Genomic DNA, 17,213 nt, shown 5'->3' with positions numbered 1-17,213 from the left:
GGCCAATGAACGGAAGCTATCCAGCACCTGTTGCAATACAATGGAATCACTGTCGCGTGGAAAAACCATATAAGCGGGTAATCTAAATTGTGGACTGTCAGGTACATGAAACAATTTTTTGGCCTGGATTAAAGGCTCAGCTATGCGCATAGGCAGAAAACATGAACCACCATTACTGATGATTAACTGTACCCCCAGCCAGCCGATATTGACCACCTGAGGAGGGCGTTCCAGGTCAGGGTAACTGATACTATGTTGGGCGTAAAATCCGGGTCCCCAGTCTACATAAATGTAATTCTCATTCGGCCAGGGTTTATCCGGATCGGTGGTTAGCAGCGCCAGTGTTTCATCAAATAAATGCTCAATCTGAAGGCCGGGGCTATGTTGTGGTGTGTACATCATGCCCACATCCATCCTGCCTTCGATGAGGCTACGCATTAAATCTTCTTCAAAGCCAATTTCGCTACGAATGGAAATATCCGGAGCCTGCTTTCGCATTGCGCCAATCCATCGGGGCAACAACTCTTCCCATAAGGCGATCCTTGCACCGACTGTAATGCTGGCACGGAAACGACTGGGCAACCCAATATCATGCCGTGCCTGTTCCAGTGTTAATAACAGGGATTTGGCATGACGCAAAAAACGCTGCCCTGGGAGCGTTAACGAGGCTCCGGAACGATTGCGCACAAACAGGGTAACGCCAAGATAGGCCTCCAATCTCTGTATGCGTGTACTCACTGTCGATTGGGTAACATGCAGTTTATTGGCCGCTTCCAGAAAGCTGCCATTGGCGACTACACCCAAAAAAGTTCTAATCTGATCAATGTCCATAATTTAGTATCGGATATGTCGATAATAATGTCCAATAAATATCGTTTGCAAAATACAAGGCGTCGGTTCTATATTACCCGTCAAGTCGTTAAGTGTGTTGCTGAATCAGTTGAATTAAGTTTTTATCTTTGCTGCTTGTTTGCGTGATGACTGAATCATGTTGGTGAGAATGGATTTTAGATAGTGTTTAATTGATCGGCATTTTCGTAACTCAGACAAGCGGGAGAATTTTATGATGTTCAATCAACGTATCGTTTGGAATTCAACAATAATCAGGATGATGGGTTTGACAGTTTTTTTTCTACTGGCAGTGTTCCTATTCGATCCCTCTCTATTATCAAAACATAACTGCCCGAAGATAAGGACTATACAGGCCGTTGCGTTGAAGCCGGCGTTACCCAAAGTCATGCCAGATTCACTTGATGAAAACCGGAATAACCGATTACCCGCGCTATTTCAACCTAGTTTTGCCTCAGTGTCCGGATTTCACAATCTACCGAAAAAATAAGGGTCGTTCGACGCGGGTGTAATGAGTCAGACCGATGGCGTAGAAAATGAAATTGTATGGGGATAGATCGAATACCAGATAAAGGCCTACCTCCATTAACTAGAGTTTCGGATTTAAGGCGTAATGGAACGGTTATGGGAAGCTTCCCATAACCGTTCAAATGCCCCGCAAGTCCTAATTGCCATTTATCAAGCTTCCGCTCAGGTTACCCCAAAAATAAGTTTTTTAGTAATCGTTAACCGGAGAAAAATTAAATGAAATTCTATACTAAATCATATCAATACTACTGTGCAATTAACCTGGACACTTGAGATTGTCGGATTAACAGCTCAACGGTCTCTCCAAATCGGGTTTAAAAATCAAAAATATAATTTTGTTTTGATTTCAATTATCTCTGTGTCTAGCCAAGGTTGTTTCTCTCTATTATTCTCCTCTTAATACAAACATTCTCTTCAAATTCCAGTCTATAAAAACTAAATTCAATTCATAGCTTTTTGTTGCTCAACAACGGCCAATGAACGGAAGCTATCCAGCACCTGTTGCAATACAATGGAATCACTGTCGCGTGGAAAAACCATATAAGCGGGTAATCTAAATTGTGGACTGTCAGGTACATGAAACAATTTTTTGGCCTGGATTAAAGGCTCAGCTATGCGCATAGGCAGAAAACATGAACCACCATTACTGATGATTAACTGTACCCCCAGCCAGCCGATATTGACCACCTGAGGAGGGCGTTCCAGGTCAGGGTAACTGATACTATGTTGGGCGTAAAATCCGGGTCCCCAGTCTACATAAATGTAATTCTCATTCGGCCAGGGTTTATCCGGATCGGTGGTTAGCAGCGCCAGTGTTTCATCAAATAAATGCTCAATCTGAAGGCCGGGGCTATGTTGTGGTGTGTACATCATGCCCACATCCATCCTGCCTTCGATGAGGCTACGCATTAAATCTTCTTCAAAGCCAATTTCGCTACGAATGGAAATATCCGGAGCCTGCTTTCGCATTGCGCCAATCCATCGGGGCAACAACTCTTCCCATAAGGCGATCCTTGCACCGACTGTAATGCTGGCACGGAAACGACTGGGCAACCCAATATCATGCCGTGCCTGTTCCAGTGTTAATAACAGGGATTTGGCATGACGCAAAAAACGCTGCCCTGGGAGCGTTAACGAGGCTCCGGAACGATTGCGCACAAACAGGGTAACGCCAAGATAGGCCTCCAATCTCTGTATGCGTGTACTCACTGTCGATTGGGTAACATGCAGTTTATTGGCCGCTTCCAGAAAGCTGCCATTGGCGACTACACCCAAAAAAGTTCTAATCTGATCAATGTCCATAATTTAGTATCGGATATGTCGATAATAATGTCCAATAAAAATCGTTTGTCTAATACAACTATTAGCTTTTATAGTAGCAAGCAAGAAGATTAATAAATCTCTTGTAACAATGTTTTTAGCCCTAATCGGCCTGAAAACAAATAAGCCGGATCATCTGAAAAAATGGTTGTCGGCTAATGATTAGTCTGCTCTTTAAGTCGGTGCCCTTATCTCTGCCTGGAGAAAAATATGATACAAAATAAACTTACTATTAAGAAAAGCTATGGCGTATTGCTTCTGCTGTTACTTGTCTTGAGTGGTTGCCTCGCTTCACCGATTAAACCGTCGATCTCCACGATGGCTGCGATACACACAATTCTTGTGATACCAGTGGAATCGCCACCGCTTGAGGTGATTCCTGATCTGATTGAAGCCCGATTTCCCGTGTATCGTCAGTATCAGTATCAAGCGATGCCGTACAATCTGTTCCTGAAAGAAAAAATCTACAGAAATCCTGGCGGAGTGCTCATCGCTGGTCTGGTCAGTGATGACGATAGTGTGCCGGTAGCAGAACTTCATCAGGCATCGGCTTCAATGGGAAAATCCGCCAACCTGGAGTCCGCAGCATCGCTTCCGGAGAACTGGTCACCCACCTTTGTACTGGCACAGGAAGCCGTTTCGCAATTGAATAGGGATAGTGTCAAAGCAGTGCTGAGCAAGCATTATTATCGCCTTCCCATTGCCACTGAAGATCGCAACGCCAATCTCGGTAATTGGCATAACGCCCTTGGGCAATGGTACAACCAGAATATGTCGTCTATTGATTATAGACAGTCTGGCCCGGAACACGTCGATGCCGTATTAGAGGTGGGTATCGAGAACTACAGGATTTTTGACGCTCAAACGTCATTGCAGGTTTTGATCAAATTGATCGACCCCAATACCCGGCAAGTTATCGGCAGAAACAGTGCGAAAACCTTCTCTGTTGAGGACTCACCCCAAACCTTGCTTAATCATGAGGCCGAAAAGTTCAAGCTGCTTATGACCGAGATGGGAGCACAATTGGTTGCTCGCGGGTTTAGTGACCTCGGGCTGCCGCTGAAGGTTTCCGGCCAGTACATCAAGCCTGCCCAATCAGCGGTTGACAGGTTAACCCCATGACCATCGCTTACGCCGAACGTCTGCGTGGTTGGCGCTTCATCCTGTTTAACATCGTACTCGGTCTTGGGCACATGATTGTGCTGTTTGGCGTAGGTTCTTATATTGCACTGCTGCCTCATGTTGCCGGTGATCTGGGCGGAGTGTTGCCGAGCTTCGGCACCTGGGGACAAACCTATTTCATCATTGCCCTGGCGCTGGCTTTTCCTATCGCACGCTGGCTGTCTGGCAGATTCGGCGATTATCGCTTGTTTATCGTGGCGTTTGTCGTGTATGCCTTTGCTTCTTATCTATGCGCCATCAGCCAGAGCTTATGGGTGTTTGTTCCGGCGCGCATTCTGCTCGGATTCTCAGGTGGAATTACGCTCTTTATTGGTCAGTCCCTGTTGTTGAAAGAGTACCCCGAGCAACTGAAATTGTTGGGTCTAGGGGTATGGGGACTGGTCACGCTGATGCCTTTTACCATCAGCTTTCCGATAGGTGGCGTGATCGCCGACGAACTGGGCTGGCGTTATCTGTTTTACCTGAACATTCCCCTCGCCCTGGCCATCGCCGCGATTACCGGTGCATTGCTAGCCGGGCGGGGATTCGAGCACAGCCACACGCGTTTCGACGGCATCGGTTTTGTACTCCTGGCTTTGATTCTCGGCAGCCTGCAGACTATTTTGAATATGGGTAACGATTTTGACTGGCTGGATTCGCCCTTTCTGCAAAGTATGCTGATTGTCCTCATCGTAGCGGTGCCCTGTTTTTTTATCTGGGAGTTCGACGAAAGCCACCCCGCTTTCAACATACGTGTTTTCGCACACCGTAATTTTACAATAGGCGTGATTTGTCTCACGGCGGGATTTTTTTCAATTCAGGGACTGCTCTCTGTGTTTATTGTTCAGATGCAAGTTTTGCTGGGTTATTCTTCATTTCTGGCGGGTATGGTTTACCTGCCTATGATCCTGCTTGCGGTGCCGGTGGCCGTGCTGATACATAAGCTGCCCAAAGGGCTCGACGCTCGCCTGTTGGCCTGCCTCAATCTTCTTGGTTTCGCTGCCACCTTTTATTGGCTAGGTCTATTTGATGATCCCGGCTCATTCGATCAAATTTTTTGGCCCATGTTGCTTCTTGGTTTTTTTGTGGGTTCGTTTTTTCCGCCATTGACCAAATTGACCCTGCACGGACTTTCTGGCAATCAACAGATACGCGCGGCCGAAGAGGCTGGGTTTCTGCGGATTATTGCCGGCGGCTTCGGCATCACTTTGCAAGGCGTCGTGCTTTTTCGGCGTACCCCCTTTCATCAGCTTCATTTGGCGGATCATTTCGGGGGGCGGCAATTCGCCTCCATTGATGTGCTGCAAGGATTTTCTTCGCGGCTGGAGGCCTCCGGCCTTGATAAAGGCATGGTCAATGGCAAGCTCCTGACCCTCATCAAGCAGCATGCCGCCATCCTGGCGTTGAACGACGCGTTTCTACTGGCCAGCTACCTCTTCCTCGGGTTGGCCGGACTGGTGTGGCTGGCCTATCCCACCTATCAACGTGTTCATCCAACGCCGATGGAAGAAATAGTGGATATGCGGGCAGAAGAGATAGTGGAGGAGCAATCATGATGCGTCAATTCACGCCACATCGATCGCTTATTTTGGGGTTCTATACCGGATTTATGCTCTTGATAACCGGTTGCGCCTGGATACCTTCAGGCGACAAGCCTGCCGAGTTCCTGAAAACTCCACCGATGGAGCACACGCTATCCGATACGGGTCAGGGTGTACCGCTTGTTCCTGCCGAGCATTGGCCACATGATCGCTGGTGGCGGGAATTTGGCAGCCAGGAACTCAACGGCCTCATGGTTATCGCCCTAAAGGATAACATTGGCCTTAAGGTGGCTGCTGCGCGCTTGCGTCAGGCACAAGCCCTGGTTCGCGTGGAAGGTGCGAGATTATTACCGTTTCTGGATGCAGAAATGGAATTCGAGAACACACGTATTTCAGAGAATGGTGTTTTTGCCGCGCTCAACCGCAAAGAGGCGGCGGGAGCGAATATCGTCTTCGGCCAGATTAATCCCTTCAACTTCCGCTACGAATTCGATTTCTGGGGGAAAAATCGCGCCGCAATGGAAGCGGCGCTGGGCGAAGCGACCGCCGAGAAAGCGGAACTGGCCGAAGTTCTGCTTAAGTTGACTAGCGCAATTACGCGGTCCTATATACAAGGCATAGCGCTGCGGCAGCAGCTCGATCTGGCGCATGCCATGGTTGAATTACGGCGCGACTTGCTCACTATGGACGAGACCCGGTTGCGCCTGGGTCTGGATTCCGCCGATCAGGTGAAACAAGCTACGATTGAATTAGAGCAGGTCAATAAGCGTGAAGCGGGTATACGTGACCAGTTGGATATTCAGCGGAACTTGCTGGCTCGACTGATCGGTGACGGGCCCGATTCGACAAAAAACCTGTTCACCGGCACGGCGATCAGCCCGGAAAAAATACGCTTGCCTGCGAAGCTTCCGCTGGAGTTGCTCAGCCAACGCCCGGACCTCGCCTCTGCCCTCCACCGGGCCGAGGCGGCTGCGCAACAAGTCAAGGTAGCCAAAGCCAGTTTTCTGCCAACCATCGATCTGACTGCATTTGCCGGCTTGAATGCCCTCAGGTTAACGAAGGGGGCAAGCTCTCTGGCCAGTATTCTGTTTTCAGGTTCCAGCTTCTCCTACGGAATTGCCCCGGGCCTGCGACTTCCCTTGTTCGAAGGCGGACGTCTACGCGGGGAATTATCGGCGCAACGGGCGGAGTACGATGGTGCAGTGGAGCTTTACAATGAAACCTTATTACATGCCGTGCAGGAGGTAGCCGATAGCCTGAGCCGTTGGCGGGAGACGCGTTCCATACTCGAAGCGCAAAACCGCTTGCTATCTGCGCAACACGAGAACCTGAGTCTCGCTCAAATGCGTTTTCGCAGTGGCCTGGATGATCGCCGGGCGTTGCTGGCACACGAGCATGCAGTGCTGAATCAGGAATATGCCTTGAAGACGTTGAACGCTGATCAGTTGGTTGCCATGGTGGATTTGATGGAAGCCTTGGGCGGTGGGTACGTGAACGACCTCCAGATTATCCAGCAGAAACCCGAGCAAAAAATGTTCAGTTGGTTGCCATGGTAGATTTAATGGCAGCCTTGGGCAGTGGGCACATAAACGATCTACAGATGATCCAACAGAAATCCGAGCGAAAGCTGAAAATCCGATATAACTACCTATGAAAACTCATCCCAAGACTATTCGTACCCGCCGCAACCGCTATCTATTGTTAGTTATGCTGGTACTGATTGTAGGCGCTTTGACTTATGCCGGTTATTGGTGGCACTACTGCCGTTTCTGGGTGGTAAGCCATAACGCCTTCATCACCGGCAATCTTATTCCGGTGGAAGCTGATGCAACGGGTATCGTCACGCAGGTATTGGTCGAGGAAAGTCAATATGTGAACAAGGGCGATTTACTGGTTCGTCTCGATGAGCATCGCGCTCAGACCGCTTTAGGCCAGAGCAGGGGCGAACTGGGGCAGGTAGTACGCGAGATCGGAGCGGTTTTTTCCACGCACCAGCAAATGTGTCAAAAATTGATTGCTCGCTCGGCCCGGCTTGCCCGGGTGCGCCACGATGTGATTCGATTACGGCAGGCGGCTCCAAATGGTTCGGTATCGGACCAGGTTGTGCAAAATGCCGAAGATCAGATGATGGCCCTCGAAGCCGAGATGCGGGAGGCCGAGGCAGAACTCAAGTCCATAGAAGCGAAAGTGGGCGGTACGAGTAGAACTCTGCACCCGGACGTGGAAGCGGCTAAGTATAAATTCATCGCCGCCTATCTTGAATATTCGCGGCAGCAAATCCATGCGCCCGTTTCAGGCTATGTGTCCATGCGCAAGGTCCAGGTCGGAAACCGGATTCAGCCCGGTGATCCGCTAATGACAATTGTTCCTTTGGAGCATCTGTGGGTAGAAGCGAACCTGCGGGAGACTGAAATGGTGCGGGTACGCCCCGGCCAGCCGGCGGAGATTACCGTCGATCTCTACGGCGAGAGCCACCTCTATCATGGCACGGTAGAAGGTTTGGTGCCCGGTACTGGCAGTGTCTTTGCTTTATTGCCTCCAGACAACGCAGCCGGAAATTTTATTCATATCGTAGAACGCGTTCCCGTGCGTATTGCATTACAGAAAGAGGAAATACTGAAAAACCCCATACGCCCTGGGCTCTCCACCCTGACCTCAATCGACGTCAGGGAATCGGAACAGCCGCTGGGCGCTTCGCTGGCGGCAGTTTCCTCTCAGGAGTATGAGACTGACATCTTTATTGATGAACTCGCCGATGCGGAAGCCACGGCTCAAAAAATTATTATGGATAATTTGATTCAAAAAAACGCTCCAGTAGAGTCAAATTGTAAATGACCCGAATCGGCAACCACTAAAAATTCCAGCGCTTATCGATGATGTCGATTTTATGTTTTCCGAGGATGGTTGTGGAATCATTGTTAGCGGTAAAGAGGCCGTGGCAAGCCCGGCAGATCAATTGTACTTAAGGACTATAAATGATTTTATCCATTAATCGAAAAGTCGCTTTCGGTTTAATTCTGACCGTCATTGTTATCGTCATCTTAATGTTCGACACGGTGTTGGCATTATCTCTTGAACTGATACATGTTTCATTCGAATTTGTTGAACTCTCGCTTGACATGCTCATTGAACATATTTTCCACACGGATCTTCATGATACGCAAATTATTGTATTTTATCTGATGTTGTCCATCGCCGGGTTCGCACTGTACAAACTGTTGTGGGCTCTGCCTCACCGGTATCGCGAAGTAAAAGAGAATTTTGTCACCGGTTGGTCGCAGCTAAAAAAAGAGATTTTAGCTTATTGGCAAGATTTATCTACAATCGGAAAAACAAAATGGTTGATGGGCTTTATGGCGAGCATCACCTGCATGGTTCTTTGGTTTTTTATTTGATTGCGATGCAGAAATGAACGAACTCTTTATCCTCATGCCTTTATTTTTCCAGGATGTAATACATTTTTTTATTAAAAGAGACACACTAAAAACGCGGAATTAACTTGCTAAAATCTATTTCGCGTCAGGTTATGGCAGTTTATCTCCCGGGTGCCGACAAATCGGTGTTGGTATCTAAACTGGCCGCATCAGCCAGTGTGTATTTGTCTAATACCGTCATAAATGCGTGCTGCGCCTCATATAAAGTAGCTTTGAGGAAGCAGTTGCGGATGAGTCGGCATTGATTGGTAGGAATATCGAAACACTCAACCAGATTCATGTTCAGTTCGGTCCGTCGCACCACTTCGCCTAAGCCTATGGCATAGGCAGGCCGGGCCAGCTGGATACCGCCGCCCTTGCCACGGGTCGACATAATGAAATCTTGATTGGCCAAATTATTCGCCACCTTCACCAGATGGTTACGGGAAACTTGATAATAGTCGGCGATCTCTGCAATGGTCGCCATGCCCGGTTCCGGCAAGCGTGCAAGATAAATCAGTAAGCGCAATGACAAGTCCGTAAATTGTGTAAGTTGCATAGTTGATACTCCTTTGAATTCGCCTGCGTTCCAGTAAACAAATAAAAGATAAAAATTGACGATTTTATAAACAAGTAATAAGATTTATTTCAGATACATCTTATTGGAGCGCATAATCAGGGCCCCTTTGATATAAACGAACCTTTAAGATGCATCTTAAACGCCTTTTTAATATTTGGAGAGAAAAATGTCGCAACAAGAATCTTTATACGAGCAATTGGGTGGTGAAGCGGCTGTTAATGCCGCGGTTGATATTTTTTACCGCAAAGTGCTGAGCGATGACCGCATCAGTGCCTTCTTTGAAGACGTGGACATGGAGAAGCAGGCTGCTAAACAAAAAGCCTTCCTGACCATGGCTTTCGGTGGGCCGCACAATTACAGCGGTTTGGATATGCGTCGCGGTCATGCCCATCTGGTCGCGCGTGGCTTGAATGACTCCCATGTCGATGCCGTGATCGAAGACCTTGGTGCTACCCTGCGCGAATTGGGTGTAAAAGAGGAACTGATCGCTCAGGTAGCGGCCATCGCTGAAAGCACACGTAACGATGTGCTGGATCGATAACTACTCATCTTGTAAAAAGGTACGCCGCCATGGTTAATATTCGTTATGCAAAAGACAACTTTGAACTGGAGCAAAACCAATCGGTTCTGGATTGTTTGACCAATCGCGGTGTGCCCGTTCCTTTTTCCTGCCGCAGTGGAGTCTGTCAAACCTGCCTGATGCGGGCGACGGGGGGCGCGCCTCCTGAACTTTCGCAGCAAGGCTTGAAAGATAGTCTTAAGCTGCAGAACTATTTTCTCGCTTGCGTTTGTCATCCTACTACTGATCTTGAAGTCGCACTGCCGGATGACGCTGATATTCAGGCGGTGATTCCTGCTACCGTCAAAAGTCTGCAATTGCTCAATGCAGACATTATGCTTGTCGTTCTTGAATGCCATGCGCCTATCGATTACCGGGCCGGGCAATTCATCAACTTATTTCAAAACCAAGCACTTGGCCGCAGTTATTCGCTCGCCAGTGTGCCGCATGAAGATGATCACCTTCACCTCCATGTCCGCCATCTGCCGCAGGGCCGGGTCAGTGGCTGGATACATGAGGAGCTACGTCCTGGCGAGACCGTCGAGATTCGGGGTCCTGGCGGCGACTGTTTTTACACGCCTGGCAATACCGAACAAGGCTTGATTTTAATCGGCACAGGTTCTGGGCTTGCACCGCTCTACGGCATCATTCGCGACGCGCTCAGTCAGGGGCATACGGGCCCTATTCATTTGTTTCACGGTAGCCGCGACCTGAACGGACTCTATCTGACCGGAGAGTTGCACGATCTGGTCAAGCAATATTCGAATTTTAATTATGTGCCTTGTCTTTCCGGTGAGGATGTCCCCCATGGCTTTGCAGCAGGACGAGCTCATGACGTGGCCTTTCAACAGATCTCCAATCTCAAGAATTGGCGAATGTTTCTCTGCGGACATCCGGATATGGTCCGGATAGCCAAGAGGAAAGCCTTTCTGGCAGGTGCATCCATGAAGAATATTTATGCCGATGCGTTCAATGTCAGTCAGTCTTCCTGATTAGCGCTCATCGCAGGTTTTTTTGTCATTTTATCCGACGCTACAATAGAAAATTGGGTAAATTTTTATACTAAAAATAATGGGTTGTACAACAAGAAAAATAGGTTTAAATATGACAAGCCAGGCTGTACCATCAGCGCGAAAGATCGTTGCTTATTTGCAGGAATCGATGCGCGATCAAAACCTCGAAAAAAATAAGGCTGACATTCTGCACTTTGCCAATCAGTATGATCTTGGAAAAGTACATTTCACTGAAGAGCTTGCCTCTTGTCGTATTCCATGGCAAGAGCGTCAAATTGCCGGGGTGTTGGATGAGCTGCAAGCCAACGATGTCATTATTGTGACCGAACTCTCGCGCTTGGGTCGTAGCATGCTGGAGTGTATGGAAATTTTATCACTGGTAACGTATAAAGGAATCTACGTGTATTCAGTAAAGGGGAATTGGCAACTTAATCAAAGCTCTCAAAGCAAGATATCACTGGCATTTTCGATGGCAACAGAGATTGAGCGAGACTTAATTTCGCAGAGAATTAAGGACGGTTTACGCTCCAAAAAAGCTCAAGGGATTAAGGTTGGCCGCCCCAAGGGGCCAGGCAAAAGTAAACTGGATGTCTTTCGACCAGAAATCGAGCGTTTGTTGGCACAAGGTTTGACCAAGAAATCTATTGCGCAACGCTATAACACCACAGGACCTAATCTGTATAACTGGATGAAAAAACATGGATTGAAGAAGACGAGACCGAGCGACCTTGTTAAAAAATTATGAGATCATCCAGATTAAGAATGTTTCATTTATTCTCGTCGAAAGCCATCAGAGTGGGGGGAAGTATTCCTTAGCTTTTGGGACGAGCCTTCCATGGCCTAGTTCTTAGATAGAGACGTGCCGTATTATATTTGTCATAGACAAAAGCACTCTGAACTTTTGTCGCATTGGGTGAAGCTAGAACGCCGCTGCTTACGAAGTTGATGTGGTGTGCGAGTGAAACTGGGGTATTCCATAACTTATGATTTAAGTGAGGCAACAATGAACAAAATGTTTCGTAACAAACATAAAATTATGCCGGTCGCTGTTATGATTGGCGCTTTTGTATTATTCCCCATCCAGCCTGTCTTTGCACAGCCCCTTTATAAGGTCGAAGGGAACCGTGTCGATAAAGCTACTTTCAATGGCTGGAATATTTACAGAACGGAAGCTTGCGGTAGCTGTCATGGAGCAACTGGAGAAGGCAACGTGAGCAATCCCAATTTACTTCACAGCATGAAAAACCTGACTAAAGAACAGTTCCATCGGGTCCTTATTGATGGCCGAGGGATCATGTATTCGTTCAGTGGCAACAAAATGGTGGTCGACGGTAGTGATGATCTGTATGCCTATCTTAAAGGCCGTTCCGATGGAGCTATTCCAGCGGGCGACCTGATAGAAATGAAGTAAGTAGGTATATCTGAGAAATGGAGAATTGGCGGCGTAAACACAATGCCTGACATTGCGCCCATCCGGAACGCGGCCATAAGACCATTTCTCATTTTTGGCCTTTGGTGGACTGCATCCGGTTAGCTTTACCTTCAGCCACTGTGCGCGGTGTTGTTGCGTGCGCTATATTTTCAACAAAAATAAGGCGAATTACGCCATGCCCAGCTATAAAGTCAAACTGAAATACAAACGGAAAATCGCAGAGGGAACGATGGCGTTCCATTTTGAAAAGCCTGCAGGGTTTGTCTACAAAGCCGGACAATTCGCTAATTGCACACTGATCAACCCCGCTGAAACAGACGCGGATGGCAACTCACGAGTATTTTCATTGACGAGCGCTCCTTACGAAGACGATCTTATGTTGGCGACACGGATGCGTGACACTGCGTTCAAGCGGGTATTAAAAACAATGGAACCGGGCACGGAAGTGACGCTGGATGCTCCCCATGGCTCGTTCACGCTTCACAACAATATGAGCGTTCCAGCTGTTTTCTTAACCGGCGGTATTGGCGTTACCCCGGTGAGAAGTATTATTCTTCAAGACGTTCACGATAATGTTCTGCATCGAATCCTGGTCTTTTATTCCAATCGAAAGCCGGAAGATGCGGCGTTTCTGGATGATTTGAGGGAATCTCACGCTGCAAATCCAAACTATACCTTTGTCGGTACGATGACGCAGATGGAAAAGTCCAACCGCGAGTGGCATGGAGAAACCGGGGTTATCAGTAAAGCCATGCTTCTGAAATTCATTGATGATTTGACACTTCCCATCTACTACATTGACGGCCCGCCCACCATGGTAAATGCGATGCGACAACTACTGAGCGAAGCGGGCGTCGACGATGACAACATTCGCACGGAAGAGTTTTCAGGCTATTGATGACGATCGTATTAGGTGCTTACTAAAGGAGAACACCATGAGTGTTGCCGCACAACCCTTAACTTCAGAGGACCCTGCGTTGTCTCCCTGGTGGCTGCGCACGGTGTTGATCGTGATGGTGCTGGGCTTTGCAGGCCTGATCGTCATCACTTCACTGGCCTACCGCAACGCTCCGCCGATCCCTGCACAGGTGCTGGATGCGCAAGGTGTTCGCCTGTTTACCGGCGACGACATCAGCGAAGGCCAGGCAATCTTTCTCAAGTACGGATTGATGAACAACGGCAGTATCTGGGGCCATGGCGCATATCTGGGGCCCGATTACTCGGCCGAGGCATTGCACCGTATCGGCGAGGATACCGCCACGGTCATTGCGCAGCAGCAATACCAACTGCCACTGGTTGCGCTGACACCTGGGCAATTGGCGGCAGTGTATGCACAAACAGCGGTCGAGCTAAAAACCAATCATTATGACGCCGCCAGCGCAACACTGCATCTGACCATGCCGGAGACTGCCGCCTACCGTCGACAGATTGCTTACTGGACTGACTACTTCCTTGAACCCGCACGTAATGGCGGACTCAAGCGTGGACTGATCAGTGATCCGACTGAGTTGCACCAGTTTACCGCATTCGTCACATGGGCGGCGTGGGCCTCGGTGACCAACCGTCCCGGTGAAAATTACTCCTACACCAACAATTTTCCGTACGATCCCAGTGTTGGTAATACGCCGATACCTGGCGCACTGTTGTGGAGTGCGCTGAGTCTTATCGTGTTGCTAGCCGGTATTGCAATCGTACTGTTGCTGTTCGGCAAGTTCGATTATCTTGGCTGGATGAGCACCGGGCAGCATGTACACCCTCATCTGCTGCCTGGTCAAGCCAGCGCCGGTCAGCTAGCACTGGTGAAATTTTTCGTGGTGGTGGCGCTACTATTTCTTGCGCAGACCTTGGTGGGCGGTGCAACGGCGCACTATCGCGCCGATCCCGGCAGTTTTTACGGCTTCCAACTAGAGGAAATATTTCCCAGCAATCTGATGCGTACCTGGCATCTGCAATTAGCCGTTTTCTGGATCGCTACCGCCTTTGTCGCCGCGGCCTTGTTTCTCGGCCGATCGCTGCGCAACGATGAACCTCGGTGGTTAGCGGGCTGGGTGCATCTGCTATTCGGTGCTTTCGTCGTGGTCATAGGCGGCAGTCTGTTAGGCGAGTGGGCGGGTATTTCACAAATGCTGGGTCAATGGTGGTTCTGGCTTGGCAACCAGGGTTGGGAATACCTGGAGCTCGGCCGTCTGTGGCAGTACCTGCTTATCGTCGGTCTGCTGGTGTGGTTTGCGATATTATTGAAGCTGGTGCAGCCAGATACCTTGAGCGAGTCAGCAGCGAAACCTTTGGTCAGGCTGTTCCTGCTGGCTTCCTTGGCGATTCCGTTGTTCTACATTCCGGCACTCTTCTTTGACGCCAAGACCAACTTCACCGTGGTTGATACCTGGCGCTTTTGGATTATTCATCTATGGGTCGAAGGTTTCTTTGAATTCTTCGCCACCACGATGGTGGCGCTGATGTTTTATCAACTGGGTCTTACCCAGCGCAACGTCGCGCTTCGAGTGATTTACCTCGATGCCATCCTGTATTTCGCCGGCGGCCTGATCGGCACCGGCCATCACTGGTATTTTACCGGCCAGAGCAGCGTCAACATGGCACTGTCGGCGATGGTCTCGGTACTGGAAGTGGTGCCGTTGACGCTGCTGACCCTGGACGCATGGGATTTCGTGCGCACCACACGTGCTGACTGCGACGTCTGCGGCAAATCGGTAGCAATACCGCATAAGTGGACGTTCTACTTCTTGATGTCCGTGGGCTTCTGGAACTTCGTCGGCGCCGGCATCTTCGGCTTCCTCATCAACCTGCCGATCGTCAGCTACTATGAAGTCGGCACCCAACTGACACCCAACCATGGCCATGCCGCGATGATGGGCGTATTCGGCATGCTGGCGCTTGCGCTGATGGTATTCGTATTGCGCCAGACCAGCACTGAAGAACGCTGGGGCGGCATCGAGAAATACGTTAAGGTCGGGTTTTGGGGCACCAACGTCGGCCTGGCTCTGATGTTAATGATGAGCTTGTTCCCCAGTGGCGTGTTACAGGTCTGGGATGTAGTCCAGCATGGGTACTGGCATGCACGCAGCCTTGACTATATCGGGAGCGAAAGATCGCGCCTAATCGAGTGGCTACGTCTGCCCGGTGACCTGGTATTTATCCTGTTTGGTGCCATACCGTTGGTCATCGCATCAATCAAAGGCTGGCTGGGGGTGCACAGGCAGCAGGCGGACTGAGTTTCTTTCCATTCATCGCTATACAGCGGTGTGTGGATAGTTTTATCAGGCGTTTTGAAGTAATAAACCTATCTATTAAAGGACTGTTGCAAAATTCGTTAGTCAGAGGGAGAAGGTACTCTTTTTATGAGGATTGAAAAATCTTAATGATCAGTTCGAAGAAGTAGCGACCATTTTTTCGTCACTGGATTATTAACTTATATTTGATAGACTTAAACTTATGAGGAAATATTCATGGCCACACATCACGCAGCACCCAATGAAATTGTTGACTTGGCAACTTGGGCGCAAGACGTCCCAAATGAAAAAACAAAAGTCATTGTAAAAACAGATGAAATGGAACTGGTTCGCCTTACTTTTCCTGCGGGTAAAGAATTTGCAAATCACAAAGTATCAGGGCCCTGTGTGATCCATTGCATAACAGGAGAAATTGAGTGCGCAGCAATGGAAACAATACAAGTATTAACACCCGGCCAACTGCTTTATTTAATGCCCGATGAACTGCACTCTGTTAAAGCTGTAGTTGACTCAGTTGTTTTACTCACTATTATCTTTAAAGGTTAAATCGTTACTCCTATACCGGACAATTTTTTCAAGCATAATGCTGCACGATACCTCGTGATTACCTTTTAACTTAAACGGCGAATCTAACTCACAAATGCAACAGCCAGAAAATTATCGATTCAGGATTAAAAGGGTATACGAACAACCGGACAAGCATGACGGCCGACGTATCCTCGTGGACAGGCTCTGGCCGCGCGGTTTGACAAAGGAAAAAGCAAGTATTGATCTGTGGCTCAAAGATATCGCTCCCAGCACGGAGCTCCGGAAATGGTTTGGCCACAATCCGGATAGGTGGGAAGAGTTCAAGGAACGATATCTCGCTGAACTCAAGGGTAATAGTGAGCAAATCCAACGCTTAAAGCAAGAGCTGGACAAGGGTATCGTAACGCTCGTCTATGCCGCAAAGGACGAAGAACATAACCAGGCGGTTGTGATCCAAGAAAACAGCACGTTATTTTGTTAGCTGGAGGGGCGATGTACAGGGAAGGGTGCTAATAAACAAAAGACTCTAAAGTTCCACAGGATTTTAGCTAACCTATTGTCCATAAAGGTCTACAGACGATTTTCGATCTCTCAAATTTTAGTCTATTTTAGAGGCTGTTTTTTGAGAGCTTACAACCCGATGGAATCTACGATTTTTTCATCCGAGAAATCATGTGCCCCCTGCAAGTTAAAATGGCTCCACCGCATGACGGAATCGTTTCGTATGGCTTCCATGAGTTCCTTTTTGGCTATTTCTGCCCAACGCCTCGAAATGGTAAAAATAAGAAAGAGTTAATATACAGGAGCCTGTTACTCGATGTTCAAGTTTTTAAGCTTAGAAATACAGCCGGAAAACGGGTAAGCTAATCAGTGTAAACTGCCACGTATTTCAACACCATGTTGATGTACGAGCCGGCACACTTTATAAAATCGTTTGTCACTGATTTAGATGCAGCCCTGGGAAAGCTAAAGTCCAATGCCAGGCTGACGCACCTACAAAAGACTTGGCTAGGATTTTGTTTAACGGGGATGTTACTGACC

The 17,213-nt window shown here is 48.5% G+C and carries 16 protein-coding genes; 13 read left to right on the top strand and 3 right to left on the bottom strand.

Annotated features, from left to right (window positions below; translation table 11 throughout):
* Together RW114_RS15555 and RW114_RS15550 are read right to left on the bottom strand one after the other, a co-directional pair.
* A partial coding sequence (locus RW114_RS15555; RefSeq protein ID WP_340123681.1) for a LysR family transcriptional regulator occupies window positions 1-831 on the bottom strand: 831 nt, incomplete at its 3' end.
* A 987-nt stretch (window positions 832-1,818) separates the two neighbouring features.
* Window positions 1,819-2,679 carry a LysR family transcriptional regulator gene (locus RW114_RS15550; protein WP_340123680.1) on the bottom strand — a complete coding sequence of 287 codons (861 nt, stop codon included), beginning with the start codon at window positions 2,677-2,679 and terminating at the stop codon, window positions 1,819-1,821.
* Window positions 2,680-2,907: 228 nt separating this feature from the next.
* Between RW114_RS15550 and RW114_RS15545 the strand changes: the two genes are divergently transcribed.
* The 5 genes from RW114_RS15545 to RW114_RS15525 all read left to right on the top strand — a co-directional run bounded on the left by RW114_RS15545 (window position 2,908) and on the right by RW114_RS15525 (window position 8,794).
* Window positions 2,908-3,819, top strand: coding sequence for a hypothetical protein (locus tag RW114_RS15545; protein WP_340123679.1), 912 nt, complete (start codon window positions 2,908-2,910; stop codon window positions 3,817-3,819).
* Complete coding sequence (locus RW114_RS15540) at window positions 3,816-5,414, top strand: DHA2 family efflux MFS transporter permease subunit (RefSeq protein WP_340123678.1); 1,599 nt, start codon at window positions 3,816-3,818, stop codon at window positions 5,412-5,414. Before RW114_RS15545 ends, RW114_RS15540 begins: the two co-directional genes overlap by 4 nt.
* On the top strand, window positions 5,411-6,955 hold the full coding sequence (locus tag RW114_RS15535; RefSeq protein WP_340123677.1) for an efflux transporter outer membrane subunit: 1,545 nt from the start codon (window positions 5,411-5,413) through the stop codon (window positions 6,953-6,955). Before RW114_RS15540 ends, RW114_RS15535 begins: the two co-directional genes overlap by 4 nt.
* 94 nt (window positions 6,956-7,049) lie before the next feature.
* The gene (locus RW114_RS15530) at window positions 7,050-8,234 is read left to right on the top strand and encodes an HlyD family secretion protein (RefSeq protein ID WP_340123675.1); all 1,185 of its coding nucleotides are present in this window, start codon (window positions 7,050-7,052) and stop codon (window positions 8,232-8,234) included.
* Window positions 8,235-8,374: 140 nt separating this feature from the next.
* Complete coding sequence (locus RW114_RS15525) at window positions 8,375-8,794, top strand: hypothetical protein (RefSeq protein WP_340123674.1); 420 nt, start codon at window positions 8,375-8,377, stop codon at window positions 8,792-8,794.
* Between the two features lie 139 nt (window positions 8,795-8,933).
* Here RW114_RS15525 and RW114_RS15520 read toward each other — a convergent pair whose 3' ends face one another.
* Window positions 8,934-9,371 (bottom strand): Rrf2 family transcriptional regulator, encoded by a 438-nt coding sequence (locus RW114_RS15520; protein WP_340123673.1) that lies wholly within the window; start codon window positions 9,369-9,371, stop codon window positions 8,934-8,936.
* Between the two features lie 187 nt (window positions 9,372-9,558).
* On the opposite strand from RW114_RS15520, the gene RW114_RS15515 reads away from it, so the two are divergent.
* From RW114_RS15515 to RW114_RS15480, 8 genes are all read left to right on the top strand, one after another.
* A complete protein-coding gene (locus RW114_RS15515) occupies window positions 9,559-9,933 on the top strand; it encodes a group I truncated hemoglobin (protein WP_340123672.1) in 375 nt (124 codons plus the stop codon).
* Between the two features lie 29 nt (window positions 9,934-9,962).
* Window positions 9,963-10,943, top strand: coding sequence for an FAD-binding oxidoreductase (locus RW114_RS15510; RefSeq protein ID WP_340123671.1), 981 nt, complete (start codon window positions 9,963-9,965; stop codon window positions 10,941-10,943).
* Window positions 10,944-11,022: 79 nt separating this feature from the next.
* Window positions 11,023-11,709 (top strand): recombinase family protein, encoded by a 687-nt coding sequence (locus RW114_RS15505; protein WP_340123670.1) that lies wholly within the window; start codon window positions 11,023-11,025, stop codon window positions 11,707-11,709.
* A gap of 258 nt (window positions 11,710-11,967) precedes the next feature.
* On the top strand, window positions 11,968-12,375 hold the full coding sequence (locus RW114_RS15500; protein ID WP_340123669.1) for a c-type cytochrome: 408 nt from the start codon (window positions 11,968-11,970) through the stop codon (window positions 12,373-12,375).
* A gap of 196 nt (window positions 12,376-12,571) precedes the next feature.
* On the top strand, window positions 12,572-13,294 hold the full coding sequence (locus RW114_RS15495; protein WP_340123668.1) for a ferredoxin--NADP reductase: 723 nt from the start codon (window positions 12,572-12,574) through the stop codon (window positions 13,292-13,294).
* Between the two features lie 37 nt (window positions 13,295-13,331).
* The gene (locus RW114_RS15490) at window positions 13,332-15,626 is read left to right on the top strand and encodes a nitric-oxide reductase large subunit (RefSeq protein WP_340123667.1); all 2,295 of its coding nucleotides are present in this window, start codon (window positions 13,332-13,334) and stop codon (window positions 15,624-15,626) included.
* A gap of 234 nt (window positions 15,627-15,860) precedes the next feature.
* On the top strand, window positions 15,861-16,190 hold the full coding sequence (locus RW114_RS15485; protein WP_340123666.1) for a cupin domain-containing protein: 330 nt from the start codon (window positions 15,861-15,863) through the stop codon (window positions 16,188-16,190).
* A 94-nt stretch (window positions 16,191-16,284) separates the two neighbouring features.
* Window positions 16,285-16,653, top strand: coding sequence for a DUF488 domain-containing protein (locus tag RW114_RS15480; RefSeq protein WP_340123665.1), 369 nt, complete (start codon window positions 16,285-16,287; stop codon window positions 16,651-16,653).
* Window positions 16,654-17,213 lie beyond the last annotated feature (560 nt).

The sequence above is a fragment of the Methylobacter svalbardensis genome (genome assembly GCF_037671525.1).
Lineage (GTDB): Bacteria > Pseudomonadota > Gammaproteobacteria > Methylococcales > Methylomonadaceae > Methylobacter_A > Methylobacter_A svalbardensis.
This window is presented reverse-complemented; position numbering and strand designations above follow the sequence as displayed.

Coding starts and splice junctions, on each gene's coding strand:
- RW114_RS15495 (WP_340123668.1), top strand. CDS start 12,572: ATGCCCAGCTATAAAGTCAAACTGAAATACAAACGGAAAATCGCAGAG.
- RW114_RS15520 (WP_340123673.1), bottom strand. CDS start 9,371: ATGCAACTTACACAATTTACGGACTTGTCATTGCGCTTACTGATTTAT.
- RW114_RS15485 (WP_340123666.1), top strand. CDS start 15,861: ATGGCCACACATCACGCAGCACCCAATGAAATTGTTGACTTGGCAACT.
- RW114_RS15515 (WP_340123672.1), top strand. CDS start 9,559: ATGTCGCAACAAGAATCTTTATACGAGCAATTGGGTGGTGAAGCGGCT.
- RW114_RS15545 (WP_340123679.1), top strand. CDS start 2,908: ATGATACAAAATAAACTTACTATTAAGAAAAGCTATGGCGTATTGCTT.
- RW114_RS15480 (WP_340123665.1), top strand. CDS start 16,285: ATGCAACAGCCAGAAAATTATCGATTCAGGATTAAAAGGGTATACGAA.
- RW114_RS15500 (WP_340123669.1), top strand. CDS start 11,968: ATGAACAAAATGTTTCGTAACAAACATAAAATTATGCCGGTCGCTGTT.
- RW114_RS15550 (WP_340123680.1), bottom strand. CDS start 2,679: ATGGACATTGATCAGATTAGAACTTTTTTGGGTGTAGTCGCCAATGGC.
- RW114_RS15490 (WP_340123667.1), top strand. CDS start 13,332: ATGAGTGTTGCCGCACAACCCTTAACTTCAGAGGACCCTGCGTTGTCT.
- RW114_RS15530 (WP_340123675.1), top strand. CDS start 7,050: ATGAAAACTCATCCCAAGACTATTCGTACCCGCCGCAACCGCTATCTA.
- RW114_RS15510 (WP_340123671.1), top strand. CDS start 9,963: ATGGTTAATATTCGTTATGCAAAAGACAACTTTGAACTGGAGCAAAAC.
- RW114_RS15535 (WP_340123677.1), top strand. CDS start 5,411: ATGATGCGTCAATTCACGCCACATCGATCGCTTATTTTGGGGTTCTAT.
- RW114_RS15505 (WP_340123670.1), top strand. CDS start 11,023: ATGGGTTGTACAACAAGAAAAATAGGTTTAAATATGACAAGCCAGGCT.
- RW114_RS15540 (WP_340123678.1), top strand. CDS start 3,816: ATGACCATCGCTTACGCCGAACGTCTGCGTGGTTGGCGCTTCATCCTG.
- RW114_RS15525 (WP_340123674.1), top strand. CDS start 8,375: ATGATTTTATCCATTAATCGAAAAGTCGCTTTCGGTTTAATTCTGACC.